This window comes from Rugamonas violacea (assembly GCF_016461825.1).
Taxonomy (GTDB): domain Bacteria; phylum Pseudomonadota; class Gammaproteobacteria; order Burkholderiales; family Burkholderiaceae_D; genus Rugamonas.
This window is the reverse complement of the sequence record NZ_JAEMNU010000051.1, coordinates 1-25,583: the sequence shown is the minus strand read 5'-3', so window position 1 is coordinate 25,583 and position 25,583 is coordinate 1. Positions and strand designations below refer to the sequence as shown.

General features: G+C 63.9%; 28 protein-coding genes. 17 read left to right on the top strand and 11 right to left on the bottom strand.

What is annotated here, in order from left to right:
* The first annotated feature begins 53 nt into the window (after positions 1-53).
* From H7U20_RS11195 to H7U20_RS11145, 11 genes are all read left to right on the top strand, one after another.
* Positions 54-827 (top strand): uracil-DNA glycosylase family protein, encoded by a 774-nt coding sequence (locus tag H7U20_RS11195; RefSeq protein ID WP_199759232.1) that lies wholly within the window; start codon positions 54-56, stop codon positions 825-827.
* A gap of 207 nt (positions 828-1,034) precedes the next feature.
* Entirely contained in the window at positions 1,035-1,511 is a 477-nt protein-coding gene (gene iscR / locus H7U20_RS11190; RefSeq protein WP_199759231.1) for a Fe-S cluster assembly transcriptional regulator IscR, read from the top strand.
* Between the two features lie 42 nt (positions 1,512-1,553).
* Positions 1,554-2,810 (top strand): IscS subfamily cysteine desulfurase, encoded by a 1,257-nt coding sequence (locus tag H7U20_RS11185; RefSeq protein ID WP_199759230.1) that lies wholly within the window; start codon positions 1,554-1,556, stop codon positions 2,808-2,810.
* Between the two features lie 63 nt (positions 2,811-2,873).
* Positions 2,874-3,263 carry a Fe-S cluster assembly scaffold IscU gene (iscU, locus tag H7U20_RS11180; protein ID WP_020702063.1) on the top strand — a complete coding sequence of 130 codons (390 nt, stop codon included), beginning with the start codon at positions 2,874-2,876 and terminating at the stop codon, positions 3,261-3,263.
* Positions 3,264-3,456: 193 nt separating this feature from the next.
* Positions 3,457-3,780, top strand: a complete 324-nt coding sequence (gene iscA, locus H7U20_RS11175; RefSeq protein ID WP_093389523.1) for an iron-sulfur cluster assembly protein IscA — start codon at positions 3,457-3,459, stop codon at positions 3,778-3,780.
* Positions 3,781-3,854: 74 nt separating this feature from the next.
* On the top strand, positions 3,855-4,373 hold the full coding sequence (hscB, locus tag H7U20_RS11170; protein ID WP_199759229.1) for a Fe-S protein assembly co-chaperone HscB: 519 nt from the start codon (positions 3,855-3,857) through the stop codon (positions 4,371-4,373).
* A gap of 74 nt (positions 4,374-4,447) precedes the next feature.
* On the top strand, positions 4,448-6,328 hold the full coding sequence (gene hscA, locus H7U20_RS11165; protein ID WP_199759228.1) for a Fe-S protein assembly chaperone HscA: 1,881 nt from the start codon (positions 4,448-4,450) through the stop codon (positions 6,326-6,328).
* Positions 6,329-6,354: 26 nt separating this feature from the next.
* Entirely contained in the window at positions 6,355-6,696 is a 342-nt protein-coding gene (gene fdx / locus H7U20_RS11160) for an ISC system 2Fe-2S type ferredoxin (RefSeq protein WP_199759227.1), read from the top strand.
* A 14-nt stretch (positions 6,697-6,710) separates the two neighbouring features.
* Positions 6,711-6,905, top strand: a complete 195-nt coding sequence (gene iscX, locus H7U20_RS11155) for a Fe-S cluster assembly protein IscX (protein ID WP_199759226.1) — start codon at positions 6,711-6,713, stop codon at positions 6,903-6,905.
* Positions 6,892-7,809 carry a class I SAM-dependent methyltransferase gene (locus tag H7U20_RS11150; protein ID WP_199759225.1) on the top strand — a complete coding sequence of 306 codons (918 nt, stop codon included), beginning with the start codon at positions 6,892-6,894 and terminating at the stop codon, positions 7,807-7,809. Before iscX ends, H7U20_RS11150 begins: the two co-directional genes overlap by 14 nt.
* Positions 7,810-8,301: 492 nt before the next feature.
* On the top strand, positions 8,302-9,045 hold the full coding sequence (locus tag H7U20_RS11145; RefSeq protein ID WP_199759224.1) for an rRNA pseudouridine synthase: 744 nt from the start codon (positions 8,302-8,304) through the stop codon (positions 9,043-9,045).
* 83 nt (positions 9,046-9,128) lie between these two features.
* Here H7U20_RS11145 and H7U20_RS11140 read toward each other — a convergent pair whose 3' ends face one another.
* Genes H7U20_RS11140 through H7U20_RS11125 form a run of 4 tightly spaced genes read right to left on the bottom strand, consistent with a single transcriptional unit; the run spans position 9,129 to position 11,479 of the window.
* The gene (locus H7U20_RS11140; protein ID WP_199759223.1) at positions 9,129-9,659 is read right to left on the bottom strand and encodes an RDD family protein; all 531 of its coding nucleotides are present in this window, start codon (positions 9,657-9,659) and stop codon (positions 9,129-9,131) included.
* Positions 9,649-10,509: a DUF3106 domain-containing protein gene (locus tag H7U20_RS11135; protein WP_199759222.1), complete on the bottom strand. Its 861-nt coding sequence runs from the start codon at positions 10,507-10,509 to the stop codon at positions 9,649-9,651. The genes H7U20_RS11140 and H7U20_RS11135 overlap by 11 nt, the downstream gene beginning before the upstream one ends.
* A 2-nt stretch (positions 10,510-10,511) precedes the next feature.
* Positions 10,512-10,913, bottom strand: a complete 402-nt coding sequence (locus H7U20_RS11130) for a DUF3619 family protein (protein ID WP_199759221.1) — start codon at positions 10,911-10,913, stop codon at positions 10,512-10,514.
* Positions 10,910-11,479 (bottom strand): RNA polymerase sigma factor, encoded by a 570-nt coding sequence (locus tag H7U20_RS11125; protein ID WP_199759220.1) that lies wholly within the window; start codon positions 11,477-11,479, stop codon positions 10,910-10,912. The genes H7U20_RS11130 and H7U20_RS11125 overlap by 4 nt, the downstream gene beginning before the upstream one ends.
* A gap of 513 nt (positions 11,480-11,992) precedes the next feature.
* Between H7U20_RS11125 and H7U20_RS11120 the strand changes: the two genes are divergently transcribed.
* From H7U20_RS11120 to H7U20_RS11105, 4 genes are all read left to right on the top strand, one after another.
* Positions 11,993-13,720 (top strand): acetolactate synthase 3 catalytic subunit, encoded by a 1,728-nt coding sequence (locus H7U20_RS11120; RefSeq protein ID WP_199759219.1) that lies wholly within the window; start codon positions 11,993-11,995, stop codon positions 13,718-13,720.
* A 1-nt stretch (position 13,721) separates the two neighbouring features.
* Positions 13,722-14,213, top strand: a complete 492-nt coding sequence (gene ilvN / locus H7U20_RS11115) for an acetolactate synthase small subunit (protein WP_073212990.1) — start codon at positions 13,722-13,724, stop codon at positions 14,211-14,213.
* Between the two features lie 75 nt (positions 14,214-14,288).
* The gene (gene ilvC, locus H7U20_RS11110) at positions 14,289-15,305 is read left to right on the top strand and encodes a ketol-acid reductoisomerase (RefSeq protein WP_199759218.1); all 1,017 of its coding nucleotides are present in this window, start codon (positions 14,289-14,291) and stop codon (positions 15,303-15,305) included.
* A gap of 196 nt (positions 15,306-15,501) precedes the next feature.
* Positions 15,502-16,272 (top strand): SIMPL domain-containing protein, encoded by a 771-nt coding sequence (locus H7U20_RS11105; RefSeq protein ID WP_199759217.1) that lies wholly within the window; start codon positions 15,502-15,504, stop codon positions 16,270-16,272.
* Positions 16,273-16,450: 178 nt separating this feature from the next.
* Here H7U20_RS11105 and H7U20_RS11100 read toward each other — a convergent pair whose 3' ends face one another.
* Entirely contained in the window at positions 16,451-17,344 is an 894-nt protein-coding gene (locus H7U20_RS11100; protein WP_199759216.1) for a substrate-binding periplasmic protein, read from the bottom strand.
* Between the two features lie 76 nt (positions 17,345-17,420).
* A complete protein-coding gene (locus H7U20_RS11095) occupies positions 17,421-18,362 on the bottom strand; it encodes a substrate-binding periplasmic protein (protein WP_233410674.1) in 942 nt (313 codons plus the stop codon).
* A 225-nt stretch (positions 18,363-18,587) separates the two neighbouring features.
* On the opposite strand from H7U20_RS11095, the gene pssA reads away from it, so the two are divergent.
* Entirely contained in the window at positions 18,588-19,463 is an 876-nt protein-coding gene (pssA, locus tag H7U20_RS11090) for a CDP-diacylglycerol--serine O-phosphatidyltransferase (RefSeq protein ID WP_199759215.1), read from the top strand.
* A gap of 58 nt (positions 19,464-19,521) precedes the next feature.
* Positions 19,522-21,069, top strand: a complete 1,548-nt coding sequence (locus H7U20_RS11085) for a 2-isopropylmalate synthase (RefSeq protein ID WP_199759214.1) — start codon at positions 19,522-19,524, stop codon at positions 21,067-21,069.
* 11 nt (positions 21,070-21,080) lie between these two features.
* Here the strand turns inward: H7U20_RS11085 and H7U20_RS11080 are convergent, their stop codons facing one another.
* From H7U20_RS11080 to H7U20_RS11060, 5 genes are all read right to left on the bottom strand, one after another.
* Complete coding sequence (locus H7U20_RS11080) at positions 21,081-21,422, bottom strand: DMT family transporter (RefSeq protein WP_199759213.1); 342 nt, start codon at positions 21,420-21,422, stop codon at positions 21,081-21,083.
* A 24-nt stretch (positions 21,423-21,446) separates the two neighbouring features.
* Positions 21,447-22,922: a UbiA family prenyltransferase gene (locus H7U20_RS11075; RefSeq protein ID WP_199759212.1), complete on the bottom strand. Its 1,476-nt coding sequence runs from the start codon at positions 22,920-22,922 to the stop codon at positions 21,447-21,449.
* Positions 22,919-23,893: a hypothetical protein gene (locus H7U20_RS11070; RefSeq protein ID WP_199759211.1), complete on the bottom strand. Its 975-nt coding sequence runs from the start codon at positions 23,891-23,893 to the stop codon at positions 22,919-22,921. The genes H7U20_RS11075 and H7U20_RS11070 overlap by 4 nt, the downstream gene beginning before the upstream one ends.
* Before the next feature lie 127 nt (positions 23,894-24,020).
* Complete coding sequence (locus tag H7U20_RS31090; RefSeq protein WP_233410673.1) at positions 24,021-24,740, bottom strand: hypothetical protein; 720 nt, start codon at positions 24,738-24,740, stop codon at positions 24,021-24,023.
* Entirely contained in the window at positions 24,706-25,383 is a 678-nt protein-coding gene (locus H7U20_RS11060) for a hypothetical protein (RefSeq protein WP_199759209.1), read from the bottom strand. The genes H7U20_RS31090 and H7U20_RS11060 overlap by 35 nt, the downstream gene beginning before the upstream one ends.
* Between the last annotated feature and the right edge of the window lie 200 nt (positions 25,384-25,583).

Below are 25,583 nucleotides of genomic sequence, written 5' to 3'. Positions count from 1 at the left end.
TTCTTGATTGCGCTACAATTTGTCCTTTCCCGCCGCCACCGACTCTTTCCGCAATGACCATCCCGAGCCCCATCCTCGCCGCGCTGTCGCACGCCCACGCCTCCTGGCAAACCATTCTGACGGACGGCCTGCGGGCGGTGCAGGCCGCCGACCCGGCCTATCTGGCCGACTTGGCGCTCGACGACTACCTGCCCACCGGGCAACGCCTGTTCGCCGCCTTCGCCCTGCCGCTGGAGCGGGTGCGCTATGTGTTGGTGGGCGAGGGGCCGTATCCGCGCGCCGAGAGCGCCACCGGCGTCTGCTTCATGGACGGCGCCGTCGGCAGCCTGTGGTCGGCCGAGCCGGGCGGCGGCCTGTCCAAGCCGGTCAACAAGGCCACCTCGCTGCGCAACTTTATGAAGATGCTACTGGTTGCCGATGGTCAGTTGTTGGCGGACAACACCGCCGGCGCCGCGCTGGCCGCGGTGGCCGAGCGTGCCCGCGGCGGCGCCGCCATCCAGACCTTGGCCGAATTGCAAGCCAAGCTGATCGGCCAAGGCTTTCTGCTGCTCAACGCCTCGCTGGTGTTCCGCGGCCATGTGGCGCCGCTGCGCGACGCCAAGGCCTGGTTGCCCTTCTTCGAGACGGTGATGGCCGGCCTGGCGCGCCAGGCGGCGCCGACGCCGACGGCGGTGCTGTGGGGCAAGATCGCCGAGCAGTTGAATAAGTTGCCGGTGATGCAAAAGTTTCCGCAGATCGTGGCGGAGCATCCCTACAACCTGAGTTTCATCGGCAACCCGCGCATGCATGCGTTGTTCGGGCCGATGCGGCTGCTGCGGGCGGATTGAGACGCAAGGAGGTGCAAGGGCGCGCCAGGGCGCGCAAGGGCGGCGGCGGGCGGGGAGGGGCGCCAACGGCGCGCTGAAAGGGCCGGCAAAGCGTGGGGCCATCCGACGCGATACGTCAAAGTTTGGTATACTTGACTAAATCGTTCAACTAATCAGGCTTTGATGGGTTGCAAGACGATATTTTAACCGAGTTGAACCGAGGTAGCGATGCGTCTGACCACCAAAGGCCGTTTTGCTGTGACCGCGATGATCGATCTGGCTTTGCGCCAAGGCAAAGGCCCGGTCACCTTGTCCGGCATCAGCCAGCGTCAGGCCATCTCCCTGTCGTACCTGGAGCAGTTGTTCGGCAAGCTGCGCCGGCATGAAATAGTCGAGTCGATTCGCGGACCGGGCGGTGGTTACAGCCTGGCGCGCCGGGCCGACAAGGTCACGGTGGCCGACATCATCATCGCCGTCGACGAGCCGCTCGACGCCACCCAGTGCGGCGGCAAGGAAAACTGCCACGGCGCCGACGCCGCCAGCGGCACGCGCTGCATGACCCACGAGCTGTGGGCCACGCTGAACGAGAAAATGGTCGATTACCTGGATTCGGTCTCGCTGCAGGATCTGGTCGACCAACAGAAACAAAAGAACGCCGAACAAAACGTGGTGGTGCTGCATCGCAACCACGCCGCGCTTGGTTAACTATCGGACATTAGGCTGCTTGAAAGCATTGGAGTTATTTAGATGAATGCCCCTGAAAAAAACGTCGCGCAGGTTCAGTTCCACACCGCCCCGCATTTCCCGATCTACATGGACTACTCGGCGACGACGCCGGTCGATCCGCGCGTCGCCGACATGATGATTCCGTATCTGCGCGAGCAGTTCGGCAATCCGGCCTCGCGTAGCCACATGTACGGTTGGACGGCGGAAGCGGCGGTGGAAGAGGCGCGCGGCCACGTCGCCGCCCTGGTCAACTGCGACCCGCGCGAGATCATCTGGACCTCCGGCGCGACCGAGAGCAACAACCTGGCGATCAAGGGCGCCGCCCAGTTCTACAAGACCAAGGGCAAGCACATCATCACCGTCAAGACCGAGCACAAGGCCGTGCTCGACACCGTGCGCGAACTGGAGCGGGTCGGTTTCGAGGCCACCTACCTGGAGCCGCAGGACAACGGCCTGATCACCATCGAACAGCTGACCGCCGCCATCCGTCCGGACACCATCCTGATCTCCGTGATGCTGGTCAACAACGAGATCGGCGTGATCCAGCCGATCGACGAGATCGGCACGCTGTGCCGCGCGCGCGGCATCATCTTCCACTGCGACGCCGCCCAGGCCACCGGCAAGCTGCTCATCGACCTGCAAAAGAGCAAGGTCGACCTGATGACCTTCACCGCCCACAAGACCTACGGCCCGAAGGGCGTCGGCGCGCTGTACGTCTGCCGCAAGCCGCGCGTGCGCATCGAGGCGCAAATGCACGGTGGCGGCCATGAGCGCGGCCTGCGCTCGGGCACCCTGCCGACCCACCAGATCGTCGGCATGGGCGAGGCCTTCCGCCTGGCCAAGGTCGAGATGGACAGCGAGATCGTGCGCATCAAGGCGCTGCGCGACCGCCTGGCCAACGGCCTGCAAGGCATCGAAGAAACCTACGTCAACGGCGACATGGAACACCGCGTGCCGCACAACCTGAACGTCAGCTTCAACTACGTCGAGGGCGAGTCGCTGATCATGGCCGTCAAGGACCTGGCGGTGTCGTCCGGTTCGGCCTGCACCTCGGCCAGCCTGGAGCCGTCGTACGTGCTGCGCGCCCTGGGCCGCAGCGACGAACTGGCGCACAGCTCGATCCGCTTCACCATCGGCCGCTTCACCACCGAGGCCGACATCGACTTCGCCGTCGAGCTGATGAAGGCCAAGGTCGCCAAGCTGCGCGAGCTGTCGCCGCTGTGGGACATGTTCAAAGAGGGGATCGACATCAGCTCGATCCAGTGGGCCGCGCACTAAGCTCGGCTGAGCCGGCTGCCACATCGCGTTTTCATCGAATTCAGAAATATTAGGAGCATCAAAATGGCTTACTCAGAAAAAGTGTTGGACCACTACGAAAACCCGCGCAACGTCGGCGCCTTCGAAAAAGGTGACGACAGCGTCGGCACCGGCATGGTCGGCGCGCCGGCCTGCGGCGACGTGATGAAGCTGCAGATCAAGGTCGGCGCCGACGGCCTGATCGAGGACGCCAAGTTCAAGACCTACGGCTGCGGTTCGGCCATCGCCTCGAGCTCGCTGGTCACCGAATGGGTCAAGGGCAAGACCCTGGACCAGGCGCTGGCCATCAAGAACACCCAGATCGCCGAAGAGCTGGCGCTGCCGCCGGTCAAGATCCACTGCTCGATCCTGGCGGAAGACGCCATCAAGGCGGCGGTTTTGGACTACCAGACCAAGCACCCGGTCGCCGCTTAAGGGAACTTCGAAAAACCGTCATTCCCGCGCAGGCGGGAATCCATACCCCTTACGCCCATTGGCTCAGCATGGGTTCCCGCCTATGCGGGAACGACAATTTGGCGGTTATTCGAGGTGGCATTAAGCGACCTGTAGTAGCGTATTGTGTTACACCGGCCCGGCGCGAGCGCGCGGGGCCGGGACGGAGAAACGAATGGCAATCACACTGACCGAAAAAGCAGCGAAACACATCACCCGCTACATCGAGCGGCGCGGCAAGGGCGTCGGCCTGCGCTTCGGCGTGCGCACCACCGGCTGTTCCGGCCTGGCGTACAAGCTTGAGTATGTGGACGAGGTGGCCGCCGAGGACAGCGTCTTCGAATCGCACGGCGTGAAGGTCTTCGTCGATCCGAAGAGCCTGCCCTACCTGGACGGCACCGAGCTCGACTTCGCGCGCGAAGGCCTCAACGAGGGCTTCAAGTTCAACAATCCCAATTTGAAGGACGCCTGCGGTTGCGGCGAAAGCTTCCGCATTTGAGCGCGTCGCCGCCGATGCGCTGTGGCGGTCTGCCGGATGCAGCAGCGGGCGGCCCGACCCGATAGACCCCAGCCATGCAAAATCACTTCGACCTGTTTCACCTGCCGCAGCGCTACGCCGTCGACGGCGCCGCCCTCGACGCCGCCTACCGCGAGGTGCAGAGCCGCGTCCACCCGGACAAGTTCGTCAACGCCACCGACGCCGAGAAGCGCGTCGCCATGCAGTGGGCCACCCGCGCCAACGAGGCCTACCAGACGCTCAAGCACGCGCAGAAGCGCGCCCGGTACCTGTGCGAGCTGAACGGTGTGGACCTGCAAACGGAGTCGAACACGGCCATGCCGATGGCCTTCCTGATGCAGCAGATGGAATGGCGCGAGGCGCTGGCCGAGGCGCGCGCCGGCAAGGACGCCGCCGCCCTCGAGGCGCTCGACCGCGACATGCGGCTGGAACGCAAGGCGCAGCTGCTCGGCATCGGCCAGCAGCTCGACGCCGGCGACTTCCATGGCGCCGCCCAGGGCGTGCGCGCCCTGATGTTCCTCGACAAGATGCAACAGGAAATCGATAGCGTCTTCCAGCTGTTCGAGGATGTCTGAGGCGGCCCGCCGCCATCTTCCCCGACGCCCCAATTCAATCCGAGTCAATCTGAGCCGCAAGGCACGAAATATACATGGCACTTCTGCAAATCTCCGAACCAGGCATGTCGACCGCGCCGCACCAGCACCGGCTGGCCGTGGGCATCGACCTCGGCACCACCAACTCGCTGGTGGCGACCGTGCGCAACAGCATCCCCGAAGTGTTGAACGACGAGGAGGGCCGCCCGCTGCTGCCGTCCGTGGTGCGCTACCTGCCCAACGGCCACGCCAACATCGGCTACAAGGCGCAGGCCGCGCAGACCACCGATCCGAAGAACACCATCGTCTCGGTGAAGCGCTTCATGGGCCGCGGCCTGCACGACATCGCCTACGCCGAGAACCTGCCGTATGACTTCCAGGACACGCCCGGCATGGTGCAACTGAAGACCATCGCCGGCATCAAGAGCCCGGTCGAAATCTCGGCGCAGATCCTGGCCACGCTGCGCCAGCGCGCCGAGGATTCGCTCGGCGACGACCTGGTCGGCGCCGTCATCACCGTGCCCGCCTACTTCGACGACGCCCAGCGCCAGGCCACCAAGGACGCCGCCCAGCTGGCCGGCATCAACGTGCTGCGCCTGCTCAGCGAGCCGACCGCCGCCGCCATCGCCTACGGCCTGGACAGCGCCTCGGAAGGCATCTTCGCCGTCTACGACCTGGGCGGCGGCACCTTCGACATTTCCATCCTCAAGCTGAGCAAGGGCGTCTTCGAGGTGCTGTCGACCGGCGGCGACTCGGCCCTCGGCGGCGACGACTTCGACCACCGCCTGTTCTGCTGGATCCACGAGCAGGAAAAGCTGGCCCCGCTGTCCGACGAGGACACGGCGATCCTGATGGTCAAGGCGCGCGAGGCCAAGGAGCTGCTGTCGAACAAGGACGAGGTGACCGTCGACGCCGTGCTCAACTCCGGCGAGGAAGTCCACCTGCGCCTGACCGCCCAGACCTTGCAGGAGATCACCAAGCACCTGGTCGGCAAGACCATGAACGCGATCAAGAAGGCCCTGCGCGACGCCGGCGTCGACGTTGACGACGTCGACGGCGTGGTCATGGTCGGCGGCGCCACCCGCATGCCGCACGTGCAGCGCGCCGTCGGCGAGTTCTTCCACACCATCCCGCACGCCAACATCGACCCCGACAAGGTGGTCGCGCTGGGCGCGGCGATCCAGGCCAACCTGCTGGCCGGCAACCGCGCCGCCGGCGACGACTGGCTGCTGCTCGACGTCATCCCGCTGTCGCTGGGCATCGAGACGATGGGCGGCCTGGTCGAGAAGATCATCCCGCGCAACTCGACCATCCCCTGCGCCCGCGCCCAGGAATTCACCACCTTCAAGGACGGCCAGACCGCCCTGGCCGTGCACGTGCTGCAGGGCGAGCGCGAGCTGGTGACGGACTGCCGTTCGCTGGCCCGCTTCGAGCTGCGCGGCATCCCGCCGATGGTCGCCGGCGCCGCGCGCATCCGCATCACCTACCAGGTCGACGCCGACGGCCTGCTGTCGGTCTCGGCGCGCGAGCTGCGCTCCGGCGTCGAGGCCTCGATCAGCGTCAAGCCGTCCTACGGCCTGGGCGACGACGACGTCGCCCGCATGCTGCAAGACTCCTACCAGTCGGCCGACGTCGACATGGTCGCCCGCGCCCTGCGCGAGGAACAGGTCGAGGCCGAGCGCATCCTGCTGGCCACCCAGTCCGCGCTGGACGAGGACGGCAACTTGCTCGACGCCGCCGAGCGCGTCGCCGTCGACGCGTTGATGCAACAGGTGCGCGCCGCCGTCGCCGCCTCGCTGGCCGGCACGCTGGAGCACGCCGGCATCAAGGCCGCCGTCGAGGCGCTGGCCAACGGCACCGAAGACTTCGCCTCGCGCCGCATGGACCGCAGCGTGCGCAGCGCGCTGGCCGGCAAGACGCTGGACCAGGTCGTTTAATTCAGAACATCACAGAGGTAACACAAGTGCCACAAATCGTATTCCTGCCCCATCCCAAATTGTGCCCCGACGGCGCCGTGATCGACGCCCCCGCCGGCAAGACGCTGTGCGACATCATGTTGGAGAACGACATCCACATCGAGCACGCCTGCGAGAAATCGTGCGCCTGCACCACCTGCCACGTGCTGGTGCGCGAGGGCTTCAGCTCGCTGAGCGAAGCCAGCGAGACCGAGGAAGACCTGCTCGACAAGGCCTGGGGCCTGGAAGCGGTGTCGCGCCTGTCCTGCCAGTCCGTGGTGGCCGACCAGGACCTGGTGGTCGAGATTCCCAAGTACACCATCAACCATGCCAGCGAGGGCGGTCACTGAGACCGGAACGAGCGATGAAATGGACCGACATCACCGCGATCGCGGAAGCCCTGTACGACAAACATCCGGACATCGATCCGTTGACCATCCGCTTCACCGACCTGCACAACTGGGTGGTGGATCTGGACGGCTTCGACGACGACCACAGCCGTGGTGGCGAGAAGGTCCTGGAAGCGATCCAGGCGGCGTGGATCGATGAAGCGCGCTGAGCCGGCGGCCAAGGCCGCCAAGGGCGCCGTGCCCGTCACCACCAGCGCGGCAGCGATGCCGGAGATCCGCGAAGGCCAATCGGTCGCGCTGTTGCAAGAGCTGCACATCCTGACCCGCGACGGCAAGATGAACCAGGACAGCCGCCGCAAGCTCAAGCAGGTCTACCACCTGTACCAGTTCATCGAACCGCTGCTCAAGGAAGTGCGGGCCGACGGCGGCGCCGGCGTGTCGCTGGTCGACCACGGCGCCGGCAAGTCCTACCTCGGCTTCATTTTGTACGACCTGTTCTTCAAGGCGCTCGACGACGGCTCGCACATCTACGGCATCGAAACGCGCGAAGAGCTGGTCGCCAAGTCGCAGGAGCTGGCCAAGAAATTCAACTTCCCCGGCATGTCCTTCCTGCCGCTGTCGGTGGCCGAGTCGACCGAGTCGACGCTGCTGCCCGAGCGCATCGACATGGTCACCGCCCTGCACGCCTGCAACACCGCGACCGACGACGCCATCCACTTCGCCTTGAAGAAGAAGGCCCGCTTCATGGTGCTAGTGCCGTGCTGCCAGGCCGAGGTGGCCACGGTGTTGAAGAAGAACAAGGCCAAGTCGCTGGGCAAGAGCGCGCTGACCGAGCTGTGGCGCCATCCCCTGCACACCCGCGAGTTCGGCAGCCAGATCACCAACGTGCTGCGCTGTTTGCAACTGGAAGCGCACGGCTACCAGGTCAATGTGACCGAGCTGGTCGGTTGGGAACACTCGATGAAGAACGAGTTGATCATCGCCAGCTACAAGAACCTGCCGCGCCAGCGTCCCACCGAACGCCTGCAGGAAGTGTTGCAGACGCTGGGCCTGGAGGAGATGGGCAACCGCTTCTTCACCGAGCAGTTGGCCAAGGCCGCCGTCGCCCAGTAACAGCCGCCTTTTTTCGGCGGGATCAGCCTGCGGGGTCGGCAGCCGGCGGGGTCAGCAGCCGGCGGGGTCAGTGCCGACATTCGGACACGAGCTCAAGCAGCAGCCGGCGGGGTCAGTGCCGACATTCGGACACGAGCTCAAGCGGAGCCCTCGTTACCAAAGCGACATTTGTCCGAATGTCGGCACTGACCCTGCTGACCCCGGCCTATACTGACCCCAGCCTAAGGCCTACGCTTGAGCTCGTGTCCGAATGTCGGCACTGACCCCGGGCGCTGCTGACCCCGGGCGCTGACCCCGGGCGTTAAATTAAGCAAACCCACAGACGCAAAGCTGGGGTCAGACCCGGCGGGTCTGACCCCGGTTCTCTGCCTTTGGGTGGTTTTGGCGGCCGCCGGCGCCTCAACTGCACGGCATGGCCGCCGGGTTCCGGCCTCCCGCGGCGCGCCGGGCGGGTACAATACCGCCTTTCCCTCCGTTTACTTTTTCGACTCAATGACAGACTCCACCAAAGATTCCACCGTCCGCCTCGCCAAGCGCGTGTCGGAAATGCTCCCTTGCTCGCGGCGTGAAGCCGAGCAGTACATCGAGGGCGGCTGGGTCAGCGTGGACGGCGTCGTCGTCGAAGAGGCCGGCGCCCGCGTCAGCGAGGAGCAGGCCATCGCCGTCGCCAAGGACGCCACCTTGCTGGAGATCCTGCCGGTCACCATCCTGCTGCACAAGCCGGCCGGCTTCAACGCCGACATCGGCAAGGACGGCGCGCCGGCGCTGAGCTGCCTGAGCCTGGAATCGCGCACGCCGACTTGCACCAAGCAGCGCTTCCTCAAGCGCCACCTTGCCGGCCTGACGCTGACCAATCCGCTGGTCAGCACCGCCAGCGGCCTGGTGGTGTTCACCCAGGACTTCCGCGTCGCCCGCAAGCTGGTCGACGAGGCGGCGCGGGTCGAGCAGGAGATCATTGTCGAGGTCGCCGGCAGCATCGTCGACAACGGCTTGGCGCTGCTCAACCACGGGCTGCCGTTCAACGGCAAGCCGCTGCCGCCGATCAAGGTCAGCTGGCAGAACGAGACCCGCCTGCGCTTCGCGCTGAAGGGCGTGTTGCCGGGCCAGATCGAGCATATGTGCAAGATGGTGGGACTGAGCGTGGTGGCGATGAAGCGCATCCGCATCGGCCGCATCGCCATGTCCAGCTTGCCGCTGGGCGAGTGGCGCTATCTGCAGGAGTTCGAGCGCTTCTAAGCGGCGCGGGGCAGGGCGGCGCAAGTGGCGCCGCAATGGAAAAAGGCCGCGATCCGATCGCGGCCTTTGGCTTTTCAGCAGATTTATGCCGCTGCGGCGGCCTTGCTCTTCTTCGGCGGCTTGGGCAGTTGCACCAGGCGGGTGCCGCTCAGTTTGTCGTGCAGGAACTGGCGCTCGCGGTCGAGCAGGGCGGTGGCCGACCAGACCAGCACGCCGACGCCGACGGCGCCCAGCGCCTGCCACTTGTGCAGCTCAAGGAAGTAGCCGAGCAGCAGCGCCGGCAGCACCCACATCCAGCACAGCAGGTAGCGCACCGTGGCGGCCTGCAGCGACAGCGGGTCGCCGTTGGCCATCACCACCTTGATGCGCCAGGTGCGCATGGCCAGGGTCTGGCCCTCGCGGCTCCACTGGTGGATGAAGTAGGCGCCCAGCACCAGGAAGGCCAGCGCTTGGCGCAGGTGCTCGGCCGGCTTGCTGTGACTGCCTTGCAAGGCCAATTCCAGGACGAGGAAGGGCAGGAACAGCACGGCGAAGCCGAGCAGGGTCTCGTAGACCATCGAAATCAGGCGCCGTGCAAGGGTGGGTGTGGCGACCGGCGCGGAACTATTTGACATTGCTTGGCGCTGGCGGCGTGGCCTGGGTGCTGGCGGGGACGGCGTTGGCGGGCGCCGCCGCAGTCGATGGCGTGGCGCCCGCGGCGGTGGTGCCGGCGGTCGGTGCCGGCGTGGCCGCGTTCGGCGCCTGTGTCGCCGGCGCGGCGCCGGTGGCCGGCAGCGGTGCCGGGATGGACTGGCCGCCGTTCGGCGGGATCGTCACGCCGGCCTTGATCGGCGCCACGGTCTTGATCTTGTTCTGCGCCGGCGTGGGCACGTTGGCGACCTGTTTCTTCATCGCCGCTTGCGCCGCCAGCTGTTTCTTTTGTTCTTCCGGCAATTGCTGGTATTGCTCCCAGTGGGCCGCTTTTTGTCCGGCGCTGACCAGTTTTTGCCCGGCCACCAGCTTTTGCGTGGCGGCGAAGTTCTGCCGCACCACGCGGCGCTCCTCCGGCGTCATCTTGATCCACTCGCGCATGCGTTCCTGCACGCGGCCCTGCTCGTCCGGTTTCATCGAGGCGTAGCGGTTGGCGATCTCCAGCCACTTCTGCTTGCGCAACGGTTCCAGCGTGTTCCACTCGGCCGCCAGCGGCAGCAGCGCTTGCTGCTGCACGGGGCTGAGGTCTTTCCACAGGGGTTTTCCCGCCGGCTTGGCGACGGCGGCGTGCTGTTTGCCGCCAGCCACCGGCTTGACCGGCGCCGAGGCCGATGCCAGACCGCCGGCGGGGCCGGCCGCCGGCGCGGCCACTGCCGCCGGGGCGGGCGCCGAGGCCGGTTGTGTCGCGCTAACCCAGGAGGCGCCCGCCACCGCGAGTGCGGCGAGCGCGGCGAATCCCGCGCCCAGTTTGGCCCGACCGCTAAAACGCGCCATGCTTATTGCTCGCTTTTCGTCAGGTAGGCGTTGAAACCGTGGTCCAGATAGGCCGACAGCGGCAGCTCGTCCGACAACACGGCGGCGTCCAGCTCGGCCAGCTCGGTGACGCGTTCCCGCTCTTCGTACTGGTAGAGGCCGACCATGCCGGCCACCAACACCAGCATCGGCAAGGCCACGCTCATCCGGCCCAGCCAGGAGAACGGTTGCGAGAAGAAGCCGGCGCCGCCGCCGCTGGCCAGCGCGCGTTCGGACACGCGCAGGGGCGCGTCGGCCTTTTTGCGCGCCATGGCGGCTGTGCGGGCCGCCGCCAGGCGGTCCGTGGTCGAGGCCGGCAGCTCGTCGAGCCGCTCGTTGAGCGCGTGGCGCACCTTGTAGGCGAAATTCAGATCGTCGGTGTTCATAATTTGATTCCTTTGGCTTTGAGCGATTCGGCGAGGGTGTGTGTTGCGCGTGAGCAATGTGTCTTCACACTCCCCTCGGAACATCCCATCGCTTCGGCTGTTTCAGCCACGTCCATGTCCTGCCAATAACGCATGAGGAAGGCTTCCCGTTGACGCGCCGGCAGCTTTTGCACCTCGTCGTCGATTAATTGCAAGGTTTGTGCCCGCTCGACCTTGTCGGCGCTCGACTCGGACGCCTCGGAACCTTGTTCCGCCTCATACGATTCGAGTATATCAAAGTCCTCGCTGCCTTCCTTGGGGCCGCCCATGCCGGAGAACAGGCTGACCCAGGTGTTGCGCACTTTTTCGCGGCGGAAATAGTCGAGGATGGTGGTCTGCAGGATGCGCTGGAACAGCATGGGCAGCTCGGCGGCCGGCTTGTCGCCGTATTTTTCGGCGAGTTTGATCATCGCGTCCTGCACGATGTCCAGGGCCGATTCGTCCTTGCGCACTGCGTAGACGGCCTGTTTGAAGGCGCGCCGCTCGACGTTTTCGAGGAAGTCGGATAATTCTTTGTCTGTTGCCATGCGTCGTGGGGATACTGCCGGGAGGGCTCAGGTTGAATGAGGCGTGCGGCGCCAGGAATGCGAGCTTGCGGCGTTTTGCGAACTGTGCGCATGCTAGCAAAAATTGGCCATTTCCGCATGTTTTTTACGTCAAAGCGAAGCCGGAATGGCGCTTTCGCACAATTCCACTTGCTCAAATCGATGGCCCGTAGTACCGTATGGAACGCTTTGATCACCCCGAAGCTCTATGGTCTGTCGCCGCTGGCACACAACGCCGCAATCGACACGACGCGCTTTCATATGTAGGCAGTTTGCTCTAACCCGCGCCACAAGCGCGAGAGGTACGCACAACCGCTACAGAAAATCCGGCCAAACGAGTTTGCGTCCAGCGACGCTTTGCACGCTATCTATGGGTAGCGGAAGAAGTGCCGTGAACGCATGAAAAAGGGAAGCAGGGCAAGCTGTAGCAGTAGGCATACTTCGTTAGGAAAGAGCATCCGATCAATCTCCAATGGACCTTGAAAGGAATGTTTTATGAATACCGAAGCAGCAGGACAAATCACGGGCGCGGAAATACTGGTGCGCTGCCTGGCCGAGGAGGGCGTTGAACACGTCTTCGGCTATCCGGGCGGAGCCGTACTGTATATCTACGACGCCATCTTCAAGCAAGACAAATTCCAACACATATTGGTACGCCACGAGCAGGCCGCCATCCACGCCGCCGACGCCTATTCGCGCAGCTCGCAAAAAGTCGGGGTCGCCCTGGTGACCTCCGGCCCCGGCGTCACCAATGCCGTCACCGGCCTGTCGACCGCCTACATGGACTCGATTCCGATGGTGGTGATCTCCGGCCAGGTGCCGAGCCACGCCATCGGCCAGGACGCCTTCCAGGAATGCGACACGGTCGGCATCACCCGCCCCGTGGTCAAGCACAACTTCCTCGTCAAGGACGTCAAGGATTTGGCCGAAACCGTCAAGAAAGCCTTCTTTATCGCCCGCACCGGCCGTCCCGGCCCCGTGCTGGTGGATATCCCGAAGGACATCTCGATGCACAAGACGACGTACTCGTATCCGAAAGAGATCGAGATGCGTTCGTACAAGCCGGTCGACAAGGGCCACTCCGGGCAGATCCGCAAGGCCGTGCAGCTGCTGCTGCAAGCCGAACGTCCGATGATCTACACCGGCGGCGGCGTGATCCTGGCCAACGCGGCGCCCGAGCTGAACAAGCTGGTCGACAAGCTCGGCTTCCCGGTCACCAACACCTTGATGGGCCTGGGCGCCTACCGCGCGTCGAGCGAGAACTTCCTCGGCATGCCGGGCATGCACGGCACCTATGAAGCGAACATGGCGATGCAGCATTGCGACGTCCTGATCGCCATCGGCGCCCGCTTCGATGACCGCGTCATCGGCAACCCGAAACACTTCGCCTCGCATCCGCGCAAGATCATCCACGTCGACATCGACCCCTCGTCGATCTCCAAGCGCGTCAAGGTCGACATCCCGATCGTCGGCAACGTCAAGGACGTGCTGATCGAGATGCTGGCCCAGCTCGACGCGGCGGAGCAAAAGCCGAACCTGCCGGCCGTCAAGGACTGGTGGAAGCAGATCAACGAATGGCGCGGCAAGCAGTGCCTGGTGTATCCGACCTCCGACCTGGTGATCAAGCCGCAATCGGTGGTGCAGAAGGTCTTCGAAGTGACCAAGGGCGACGCCTTCATCACCTCCGACGTCGGCCAGCACCAGATGTGGGCGGCGCAGTACTACCCGTTCGACAAGCCCAAGCGCTGGATCAATTCCGGCGGCCTGGGCACCATGGGGGTCGGCCTGCCGTATGCCATGGGCGTGCAGATGGCCAATCCGGACGCCACCGTCGCCTGCATCACCGGCGAGGGCTCGATCCAGATGTGCATCCAGGAACTGGCGACCTGCAAACAGTACCACCTGACGCCGAAGATCATCATGCTCAACAACCGCTTCCTCGGCATGGTGCGGCAGTGGCAGCAGATCGACTACGGTTCGCGCTACTCCGAGTCCTATATGGATTCGCTGCCGAACTTCGAGAAGCTGGCCGAGGCCTACGGCCACGTCGGCATGCGCATCGAAAAACCGGGCGACGTCGACGGCGCGGTGCGCGAGGCATTCGGCATGAAGGACCGTCTGGTCTTCATGAACTTCATTACCGATCAATCGGAAAACGTCTGGCCGATGGTGAAAGCGGGCAAAGGGCTCTCTGAAATGCTGTTGGGTTCGGAGGACTTATAAGATGCGACACATTATCTCTGTATTGCTGGAAAACGAAGCCGGCGCCCTGTCGCGCGTGGTCGGCCTGTTCTCGGCCCGCGGCTACAACATCGAAACGCTGACCGTGGCGCCGACCGAAGATCCGACCCTGTCGCGCATGACCATCGTCACCAGCGGCTCGGACGACATCATCGAGCAGATCACCAAGCACCTCAACCGCTTGATCGAAGTGGTCAAGGTGGTCGACCTGACCGAGGGCGCGCACATCGAGCGCGAGCTGATGCTCATCAAGGTGCGCGCGGTGGGCAAGGAACGCGAGGAGATGAAGCGCACCGCCGACATCTTCCGCGGCCGCATCATCGACGTCACCGAGAAGACCTACACGATCGAGCTGACCGGCAACAAGGGCAAGCTCGACGCGTTCATCGACTCGATCGACCGCGCCTCGATTTTGGAAACGGTGCGCACCGGCGGCTCCGGCATCGGACGCGGCGAACGCATCCTTAAAGTTTGACCTGAGTACTAGGGCGGCGCCGCCGCCCGGTACGACTCCCCTGAACAACACACTACAAAATACATAGGAATTATCATGAAAGTTTTCTACGACAAAGACGCCGACCTCTCCCTGATCAAGGGTAAAAACGTTGCCATCATCGGCTACGGCTCGCAGGGCCACGCCCACGCGCAAAACCTGAGCGACTCCGGCGTGAACGTCACCGTCGGCCTGCGCAAGGGTGGCGCCTCGTGGAGCAAGGTCGAGAAGGCCGGTCTGAAAGTGGCGGAAGTGAACGACGCGGTCAAGGCCGCCGACATCATCATGATCCTGCTGCCGGACGAGAACATCGCCCAGGTCTACAACGAAAACGTCGCCCCCCACGCCAAGCAGGGCGCGGTGCTGGCCTTCGCCCACGGCTTCAACGTGCACTACGGCCAAGTCGTGCCGCGCGCCGACCTGGACGTCATCATGATCGCGCCAAAAGCGCCCGGCCACACCGTGCGCGCCACCTACACCCAGGGTGGCGGCGTGCCCCACCTGATCGCCGTCTACCAGGACAAGTCCGGCATGGCCCGCGACATCGCCCTGTCGTACGCCTCGGCCAACGGCGGCGGCCGCGCCGGCATCATCGAGACCAACTTCCGCGAAGAAACCGAGACCGACCTGTTCGGCGAGCAAGCGGTTCTGTGCGGCGGCGCCGTCGAACTCATCAAGGCCGGTTTCGAAACCCTGACCGAAGCCGGTTACGCGCCGGAAATGGCTTACTTCGAATGCCTGCACGAACTGAAACTGATCGTCGACCTGATCTATGAAGGCGGCATCGCCAACATGAACTACTCGATCTCCAACAACGCCGAATACGGCGAGTACGTGACCGGCCCGAAAGTGATCACCTCGGCCACCAAGGACGCGATGCGCCAGTGCCTGAAGGACATTCAGACCGGCGAATACGCCAAGTCCTTCATCCTGGAAAACAAGGCCGGCGCGCCGACCCTGATTTCCCGTCGCCGCCTGACCTCCGAGCACCAGATCGAAGAAGTCGGCGCCAAGCTGCGCGCCATGATGCCTTGGATCGCCAAGAACAAGATGGTCGACCAGTCGAAAAACTAAGTCGGCGCGGCGCGCCGCCGTCCTCGCGGATGGCGGCGCCGCATGCTTGAAATCGCGAAATGTTACAAACTCTCACCATGTCTTACAGTTTCGGCTGGCGGATTCGGTTAAAGTTGACGTTATCACCAGTTCTGCTGGTTTCGCGCACAATGGGGCCTCGGCCCCATTTTCGCTTTTTCAACTATGGAGAACGTTTATGACCCGCATGAAAAATCTTGTTGCCGCCGCCGCCATGGCGACCGCCTCGCTGTCCGTCCACCACGCCTTCGCCGCCGAGACCCTGCCGACCAGCGGCACGCTGGTGGTGGTGCCGGCCTACGGTGAAGTCAAGCACGCCAACGACCAGGCCGTCGCCACCCTGGCGATCGAAGAGACCGACAAGGACAAGGCCGCCGCCGCCTCGCGCGTCAACCTGAAGATGAAGCAGGGCATCGAGATCCTCAAAAAAGAAGATCCGCAAGCCAGCCTGAAGACCCAGGGCTACTACACCTACGCCGTGTATCCCGAAGAGCGCCCGCTGCCGAACGGCGTGACGCCGAAGACCCGCGTGCCGACCGCCTGGCGCGTCGGCCAGTACGTGCAACTGACCACCACCAATCTGGCCACGTTGCCGAAGACCGTCGCCGCCGCCCAGCGCGTGCTGACCCTGAACGGCATCCAGTTCGGCCTGACGCCGGAAACCACGCGCAAGCTGGACGACCAGCGCATCGCCGCCACCTACAAGAACCTGAACGAGCGCATCGCCTCGATCGCCAACGCCATGGGCCGCAAGCTCAGCGACGCCGTGCTCGACACGGTCGACTTCGAAGGCTCGGGCAACTACGCCCAGCGCGAAGGCGGCGCCGCCGCGCCGATGATGATGCGTTCGGCCAAGATGATGGACAGCGCGCCGGTCGAGGAACCGAGCTTCGAGCCGGGCGAGACCACCTTGCAAATGAACGTGGTCGGCAAGGTCAAGTTCAAGTAATTCCCCAGCATGCCGGCCATGTTCGCCACTGCCGTCTTGGCGGACGGTTTTCAGCGCCGTGGCGGCACCTGAAAAACCCAGCGGCAACAACTAGGGTCAGACCCGCGGGTCTGACCCTGGCTCTTTGTCGGTGGGGTGTGCCGGCCGCGCCGGCGCCTTGACTCCACCCATCCGAACACTACTGCCCGCTGGGGTTGAACCACAGCGTGGTGTCGGCGTACGGCGTCTCCTTGGGCAACTGATCGTTCTTCAAACGGTAAATCTTGCGCCCCTTGAAATTGGCCTGCTCGATGGCCTTGCCGTTGTACTTCTTGAAGATGGCGTCGAAGGAGCCGTCCTTCATCATCTTGTGGATGCCCACGTCGATCCGCTTCTCCAGCGCCGCGTCGGCCTTGTTGAAGAAGAAGTAGTAGGGCCAGGGGTAGTAGATCAGCATATTCTTTTCCACCACCAGATTCGGATTGGCCTTGGCCTGCTGCTCCTGTTCGGCGAAGGCCTCGCTGATGCCGCGCGGGAACAGGTCGAACTTGCCGGCGTTGGTCAGCTTGAACAACTCGTCGTACTTGGCCGTGCTGACACTGAAACCGTTGGCCTCGTAGAGCTTGACGTCGCCCCAGCCGGCACCCTGGCCGATGCTCAGTTTCTTCAGCTCGGCGAGCGACTTGACCTGGTCGATCTTGGCCTGGTTGTCCTTGGAAATGAGGGCGACGCGGTAGCCCAGGATGCCCTTGCGCAGCGGAATGCGCAGCGGCAGCAGGCTGGCCTCTTTCTCGATCGAGGTCGAGCTCCAGGCGATGTTGATGCCGCCGCCGTTCTTCAGCTCGCTCAAGTAGCGCTCCTCGTTCATTTTCTGCTTGGACGCCTCCAGCTCGAAGGGACCAAACTCGGCCGTGGTCTTTTCCAGCGCGCCCTGGAGGATCTCCATCAAATCGTTGAAGCGGGTGTCGCCCGCCGTCTCGTTGGCCGGGTAGACCACTTTCACGCCGGCGGCCTGCACCGCCGGCGTGCCGGCCAGCAAGGCCAGCGACAAGCTGAGGACGGGCGCTGCCAGCCTGGCGGGGATGAATTGCATGAACATGTCATTCCTTTCTAGTGGGAAGTGTCGACGGGGGAACGCAGGCGCTCGCCACGCCTGCGCTGTTGCAGTCCTAGGGCGGCTCCTTGGTCGGGTCGAGCCACAGGCCGGCCTCGCCCAGCGGGGTTTCCTTGGGCAGCATGGGGTTGGGCAGGGCGATCACGCGGCGCCCCTTGAGGTTGGCCTGTTCGATCGCCTTGCCGTTGTACCTCCAGAACAGGGCGTCGAAGGAGCCGTCGCGCAACATCATGCGGATGCCGTTTTCGACGCGCTGCTTGAGCGCGCCGTCCTTGTGGTTGAAGAAGAAATAGTAGGGCCAGGGATAGTACAGCAGCAGGTTCTTCTCGACCGTCAGTTGGGGATCGTCGGGCGCGCGCAGCGCGTACTCGGCGTACACCTCGGTGAGGCCGCGCGGGAACAGGTCGAAGCGGCCCAAGGTCAGCATGCGGAACAGCTTGTCGTAGCCGGCCTGGGCCACCTTGATGCCGGCGGCCTGGTACAGCTTGACATCGCCCCAGCCTATGCCCTGGCCGACGCTGAAACGGCGTAGATCGTCCAGCGTGCGGATCTGGTCTATCCTGGCCTGTTGCTCGCGGGCGATCAGGGCGATGCGGTAGCCGAGCAGGCCCTTGCGCAGGGGAATGCGCAAGGGCAGCAAGTCCCTTTCCTTGTCGATCGAGGTGGAGCTCCAGGCGATGTTGATCGATTGGCCTTGCTTGAGGGTGCTCAGGTAGCGCGCCTCGTTCATTTCCAGCGTCGAGGGCCGCAGTTCGAAGGGGCCGGCCTCGGCCGTCGTGCGTTCCAGCGCGGTGTGCAGGATCTCGATCAGGTCGTCGAAGCGCGCGTCGCCGGGCACCTCGTTGGCGGGGTAGACCACGCGCAGCACCTCGGCGCGGACGGCGCCACCTAGGAGCATGGACAGCATGAGCATGGACAGCATGAGCAGGACGAGCGGCGTGAACCGCCGGAGCTGCGGCAGGGCGCCCGGCGGCGGCGGGCTAGGCGATTTCCACATGAAACTCCTTCAGGGTGCAAGGACTTGCGGTTGAGCTAGCTTATGAAACACCATCGCCCCGTTTCGAGCAATGCTTTTCAGCATGCTCGATCAAATAGCAACACCGGCCGGGCGCCGCGCGAACCCCCTTTTTTGTTTCCTCCTCCTCTATAATGATGGCGCAATCTGCACTGTTACCGAACCGCCCGCTGCACTTCAGCCCGTTGTATTTAGAAATGGAACCCCATGGCAAACTTTCCCCGTCGCAGAGCCAAGAATGGCGCCTCACCAGCAGCCAAAGCGCCGCAGACTTCGCGCTTTAGCAAGTTCGCGCGCCAGCCGGTGGCCGAGGGCGGCGCCAAGCCGCGCCGTCGCGGGATCTACCTGTTGCCCAACGCCTTCACCACCGCCGCCCTGTTCTGCGGCTTCTACGCCATCGTCATGGCGATGAACCAAAAATTCGAACACGCCGCCTGGGCCATTTTCATCGCCATGGTGCTCGACGGCCTGGACGGCCGCATCGCCCGCCTGACCAACACCCAGAGCGAGTTCGGCGCCCAGTACGACAGCCTGTCCGACATGGTCTCCTTCGGCGCCGCGCCGGCGCTGGTGATCTACGAATGGTCGCTGCGCGGCCTGGGCAAGCTGGGCTGGATCGCCGCCTTCGTTTACTGCGCCGGCGGCGCGCTGCGCCTGGCCCGCTTCAACACCAACATCGAGGTGGTCGACAAGCGCTTCTTCCAGGGCCTGCCCAGCCCGGCCGCCGCCGCCCTGGTGGCCGGCTTCATCCTGTTGATGGACGACCTGCAGGTGCCCGGCATCCAACTGCCCTGGGTGTCCTGGGCCATCGCCCTGTTCGCCGGCCTGACCATGGTCACCAACGTGCCGTTCTACAGCTTCAAGGACGTCAACTTCCGCAAGTCGGTGCCCTTCATCGCGGTGTTCCTGATCGCGCTGGCCTTCGCCCTGGTGTCGATCGACCCGCCGAAAGTGCTGTTCCCGATCTTCATCGCCTACGGCCTGTCCGGCTACCTGGTCTATTTCTGGCGCCTGGCCAAGGGCAAGCCGGTCAGCATCATCCAGACCGACGACGAGCCGGTCGACCCGAGCGAGCGCCGCTAAGCCGCACGCCATCGCGGGCGGCCTGAATAGTTTTTTTGTGTACAGCCATGGAGCAATCATGAACAAGCCTTCGGACCGCCTGATTATCTTCGACACCACCTTGCGCGACGGCGAGCAATCGCCCGGCGCCTCGATGACGCGCGAGGAAAAGCTGCGCATCGCCAAGCAGCTCGAACGGCTGCGCGTCGACGTCATCGAGGCCGGCTTCGCCGCCGCCTCGCAAGGCGACTTCGAATCGATCAAGGCGATCGCCGGCGCGGTGCGCGAGTCGACCATCTGTTCGCTGTCGCGCGCCAACGACCGCGACATCGCCCGCGCCGCCGAGGCGCTGGCGCCGGCCGAGCGCAAGCGCATCCACACCTTCATCGCCACCTCGCCGCTGCACATGGAGATGAAGCTGCGCATGCTGCCCGAGCAGGTGCTGCTGCAGGCCAAAAACGCGGTGCGTTTCGCCCGCCAGTTCACCGACGACATCGAATTCAGCCCGGAGGACGGCAGCCGCTCCGAGGAGGACTTCCTGTGCCGCGTGCTCGAAGGCGTGATCGCCGAGGGCGCCACCACCATCAACTTCCCCGACACCGTCGGCTACGCCGTGCCGGAGATCTTCGGTGAAACCATCCGCCGCCTGCGCGAGCGCATCCCCAACTCCGACAAGGCGGTCTGGTCGGTGCACTGCCACAACGACCTCGGCCTGGCCGTCGCCAACTCGCTGGCCGGCGTCATGATCGGCGGCGCGCGGCAGATCGAATGCACCATCAACGGTCTGGGCGAGCGCGCCGGCAACACCGCGCTGGAGGAGGTGGTGATGGCGCTGCGCACCCGCGCCGCCTACTACAATCTGGAGGTCGGCATCGACACCACGCAGATCGTCGCCGCCTCGAAGATGGTGTCGCAGATCACCGGCTTCGCCGTGCAGCCGAACAAGGCGGTGGTCGGCGCCAACGCCTTCGCGCACGCCTCCGGCATCCACCAGGACGGCATTTTGAAGGCGCGCGAAACCTACGAGATCATGCGCGCCGAGGACGTCGGCTGGACCGCCAACAAGATCGTGCTGGGCAAACTGTCGGGCCGCAACGCCTTCAAGCAGCGCCTGCAGGAGCTCGGCATCGAGCTCGACTCCGAGGCCGAGGTCAACGCCGCCTTCGGCCGTTTCAAGGAGCTGGCCGACCGCAAGTCGGAGATCTTCGACGAGGACATCATGGCCCTGGTGTCCGACGAGCAGCAGGCGCACGACAAGGAATACTACCGCTTCGTCTCGCTGGCGCAGCGCTCGGAGACCGGCGAGACGCCCAGCGCCACCGTGGTGTTCTCGATCGACGGCGCGGAGTTCAGCTGTAGCGGCAAGGGCGACGGCCCGGTCGACGCCACCGTCAACGCCATCGAAAGCCAGGCCGCCAGCGGCGCCGAACTGGTGCTGTTCTCGGTCAACGCGATCAGCACCGGCACCCAGTCGCAGGGCGAGGTGACGATGCGCTTGTCGCATTCGGGGCGCATCGTCAACGGCGTCGGCGCCGATCCGGACATCATCGTCGCCTCGGCCAAGGCCTATCTGTCGGCGCTCAACAAGCTGCACTCGAAGATCGAGCGGCTCAATCCGCAGCTCTGAGCCGGCGCCGTTTAGCGCGACAGGATGAAGGCGCCGGTGGCGATCACCAGCGTGCCGACCACCTTGGCGACGGTCAGCGCCTCGCCCAGCGCCAGGCAACCGACGATGGTGACGACGGTCATGGTCATGGCCGTCATCAGCGGATAGGCCAGGCTCATCGGCATTTTTTGCAACGCCACCGAGTAGCAGATGAAGCCCAGGCCGTAGGTGGCGCAGGCGCCGCCCAGGTAGGCCAGGCGCGTCAGGTTCCAGTCGTTGCCGACCTGGTGCGACAGCTTGATCAGGTAGGTCGCCATGGCGCTGGCGGCGGCGGCCAGGGCGCACCAGAACAGGCCGTTCTGCAGAAAATTCATCGTTATTCTTTCATGTGGTTGGGCTTACAGGCTGGCGGCGATAGCTAGCCCGGCGCACAGGCCGACGACGACCAGGCTGACCGGGTCGCGGCTGACGTAGAGCACGGGATCCTCGTTGACCTCGCCACGGAAGGACAGGGTCCACAAGCGTCCCAGCCAGAATACCAGCAAGGGGACGATGGCGAACAGGAAGGCCGGGTGGCGGTACAGCCGGATCACGTTTTCCGAATTGAAGTACAGGCTGAAAATCAACACCGAGATGAAGGCGCTGTTGATGCCCATCATGCCGATCGGCGCCTTGTCGGCCGTCGTGTAGCCGCGGCCGTTGGTGTTCTTCTTGCCCTGCCGGTGCAGATTGAACAGTTCGCTGTGGCGCTTCAACAGCGCCAGCGAGAGGAACAGGAAGAAGGAGAACGCCAACAACCAGAACGAGGGCTCGATGCGGGTGCTGGCGGCGCCGCCCAAAATACGCAGGCTGAACAGGATGGCCAGGGTCACGATGTCGACCATCAGCAGGCGCTTCAGATAGATCGAGTAGGTCACCGTGCTGAGGAAGTAGATCAGCACGCTCAGCGTCAGCAGCGCGTCGAAGCGGGCGCACAGCGCCAAGGCGGCGGCGGCCAGCAGCGCGCTGGCGCCGAGCGCGACGGCGATCGGTAGGGTGCCGGCGGCGATCGGGCGCTGGCGTTTGGTGGCGTGGGCGCGGTCGTCGCGGGCGTCCAGCGTGTCGTTGAGCAGATACGCGCTCGACGCGCACAGGCAGAACGCGACAAAGGCCAGCGCCGACTGCGCCAGCGCGGCCGGCGTCAACATGTGGCCGGCCAGCATGGGCACGAACACCAGCAGGTTCTTCATCCACTGGCGCGGCCGCATCGCTTTCAGCAGGGGCCGGCCCCAACCGCCGCGCGCTTCGCCAACCGGCTTGATGTGGTCGTGGTCGGTGTCGGCCTGCGCCGCAGCCGTCCGGCCGACCTGGTAGGCGACGCGGCATTGCGCCCACAGCGCGGGCGCGCCATGCGCTTGGCCGATGTAGTCGAAGGGGCGGCCCTGCATGGCATGCGCCAGCTGCTCCGGCCGGCGTCCGGGCGAGATGTCGAGCACGCTGTCGAACAGCGCCAGGTGCTGCGCCACGGCGGCGGCGTGCGGCGAGTCGCTGGCCAGGACCAGCGTGCGGCCCTTGGCGGCCTTGGCGCCGAGCAGGGCGAGCAGTTGGCGGTCGTAGGGCAGCGTGGCGGCGTCGGGCGCGACGGCGGCGAACAGGCGGCGGGCGAACTCGGCGCGGCCCCGCAGGCGCCAGAAAAGCAGCGTGAACGCCTGCAGGCTGCGTTGCTTGAGGAAGACGGCGACCGCCTCCCACAGCAGGCTGGAGCGGATCAAGCTGCCGTCGAGCTCGACCACGATTGGCGGTTGCGGCGGCGGCTGCTGCGGCGGCTGTAGTGGCTGTTGCGGCGACTGCCGCTGAGTCGCCGCGCCGGCCTGCGCCTTGGCCGGCACGCTCATGCGTGCGCGGCGCTGGCCGGCGCCGCAGGCTGGGCGGCGCGCGGCAGGCCGACGCACAGGGCGAAGGGAATCAGCATCGGGTACAGGCTCCAGATGATGCGGCCGTCGATACGCACCGATAGCGCGGCGTACAGCGGCGGCAGGATCATCAGCAACAGCAGGCTGTTGAGCGGGCGCAGCTGGGCGGCGGCGTGGCGCCGGCCGAGCAGGGCGAGCGGCACGACCAGCAGCGCCGCCGTCGCCAGCGAGGCCAGCGAGCGGACATCGCCGAGGGCGGCGAGCAGGCTGTGCAGGCTGGGTGTCCAGGTGTAGCTGGGCAGGCCGGGCAGCAGCCACCAGCGCAGCGCGACGATCCAGCCGGCGGCCAAGGCCAGCGCGCCGAGCGCGGCGGCGAAGGGCAGGCGGCGCATGGCCAGCAGCCAGACCAGCAGCAGGATGTTTTCTTCGCGGGCGGCGGTGCCGACGATGCCGGCGGCGGCGGCCAACCAGGGCTGGCCGGTCAGGATGCCGAGCACAAACACGGCGCGGGCGAAGATCGAACCGGGATCGACCAGCAGATAGGGCGCGTACCAAAAGGTCGGCACGGAGACGATCAGCAGCAGGCCGGCGCCGATCACGCGGCCACGGCTGAAGCCAAGGCGGGCGGCGGTCAGCGCGATGACGCCGGCGGCGCCGGTGATCAGCAGCCAGTTCAGCGCGGCGAAGGCATTGCGCAAGTCGCCCGGCATGGCGGCGGCGATGGCCGGCACCAGGATGCGGTAAGGGAAGGGCGCGCGCAGTTCGTTAAACGGCAGGTCGCCGCGCAGATAGCGCGCGGTGTTGAAGTAGGCCAGCGAATCCTCGACCGTGCCGCCCCAGCGCCAGGCCATGACCAGCAGCGCCAGCGCGGCGAAGCCGAGCACGATGGCGATCCAGTGGCGCGGCAGTAGTGTGGATGGCGAGGAATTTGCGATAGAGGTGAAAATGGGCATGGATGGGTTCGAATGAGGATAGGGGCGCGGCAATCTGAGCAGTAGGTGCTTCATTTTTGACCGTAGCAAAGCGTGTTATTGTAGCCTAAGCAATGTTATCGTGCTCCTTGCTTGGTCTTGGATGTGCCTATAGGTTTCTACTTGATCTAGTATCATAAAAAGCGCGGTATTGAGGTAATGGTGGCGCACGGCATCTTTCCCAAGCACATTGGCGTGTTGGTGCATGGCTGCTGGATTCCTTGCCGGAAACTCGACGATGGCTTGTACGCGTTGTGTAATACCCATCTTCTGCGGGAGCGGGGGAATTATGTGCGGCAACTGTCTGACTGGCCAAGCTTGGTCGGGCGTCATAATGGAATTGCTGCTCAATGCTCAGCGACTGATCGGGGCAGCGTAGCATCGGCTCGGCGGCGGCGCCGTCTCTACCTGTATGACGATCGTGTGCGAAGGAACACAACTTCAATCCCTCATCCGCAAGCACAGTGATAAGCTGAGTAAACAATCTCAGGTCCACAACTTGCTGCGCCGTTTCCTCTTGCATGCCGATGCCATTTTGCTCTTCATTGCGGACCCCGCCGTCCCGTATGGCAACCGCGTAGTCGAATTGGCAGTACGCATGCCCAAGGTCAAGCAGAAAATCTCCCGCCACTTCCGCACCGCCGACGGCACCAATAATTTTTGTCTCGGTAGCTCTTGCCTCGATACCCTGCGCAAGCAACGTCATAATATGTCCGAAGTGCTGCACCGCGTTTTTATCTGTGAGCCGACCATGCCTGCCGCGCAGCGGTTGATGGGGTAATGCAATCCATTTTCTATTGCGGAGTGCGTAGTTCAACAGCAATTTCATCGGCTCTTTTTTGAGCCATATTTAACTGTTCATACGACATTTTTAAAAATGCCCGATTGTTGATGAAGTATGCCTGATTTCCCATTTGACCATGCTGTTGCGATATCATATCCCATGCTGCAGCTTCCAAAATATTACCGTCATCAAGCATGCGCCTTGCAATAATAGCCGTGACATTTCCCGCCCCTTCGCGAATTGCCACCATAAAATGTCTGATGGCAATTTTCTTTGGCGCATCGGAATAATCCATATCTGGATCATACTCAAGTGCTTTGGATTCATTCCAGTAGCGTTCTCCGAGTTGGAGTGATGCAAACGCATCACCCGTTTTGGAAAGTGGCATTAATTCTTTAATATCCATATGAAAATATTTATCCGGAGTGGTGTATCCACCAGCTATCATTGTCTGTTTTCGGGATGCAATCAGTTCAATTTTATTTGGCAAAGCCGGATTTCCGATAGAAAACGGCGAGGGGCCTAAGCCTGATGCGCGCTCCCTTTCTAAATTTGATTGCGCCAACCGAATATCGGACTTGGGCTGTGAAATTTTATGCGGGTTACTAGAATTGTCATCCAGCAAGAAAAAAATTGCCAAGGCAAAAATTGCCAGTGAAGATGCCGCGATAAATCGATGTAATGTCATATATGAAATGCATGAACCCGGCTGAGTTCATGCGTTCTTACAAAAATCAATATGGAGAGTTGCAGTAGCCGACAGAGCCACCATTTGCCAAAGCCCAGTCTTGCGCCTGCCCCCTGTGTCAGGATAGTTGTCGCGTCATCTGATTTCTCGTAATCGTACAGGGGGCGGAGCAAAGACGGGCAGTGAAACACTATTCAGCA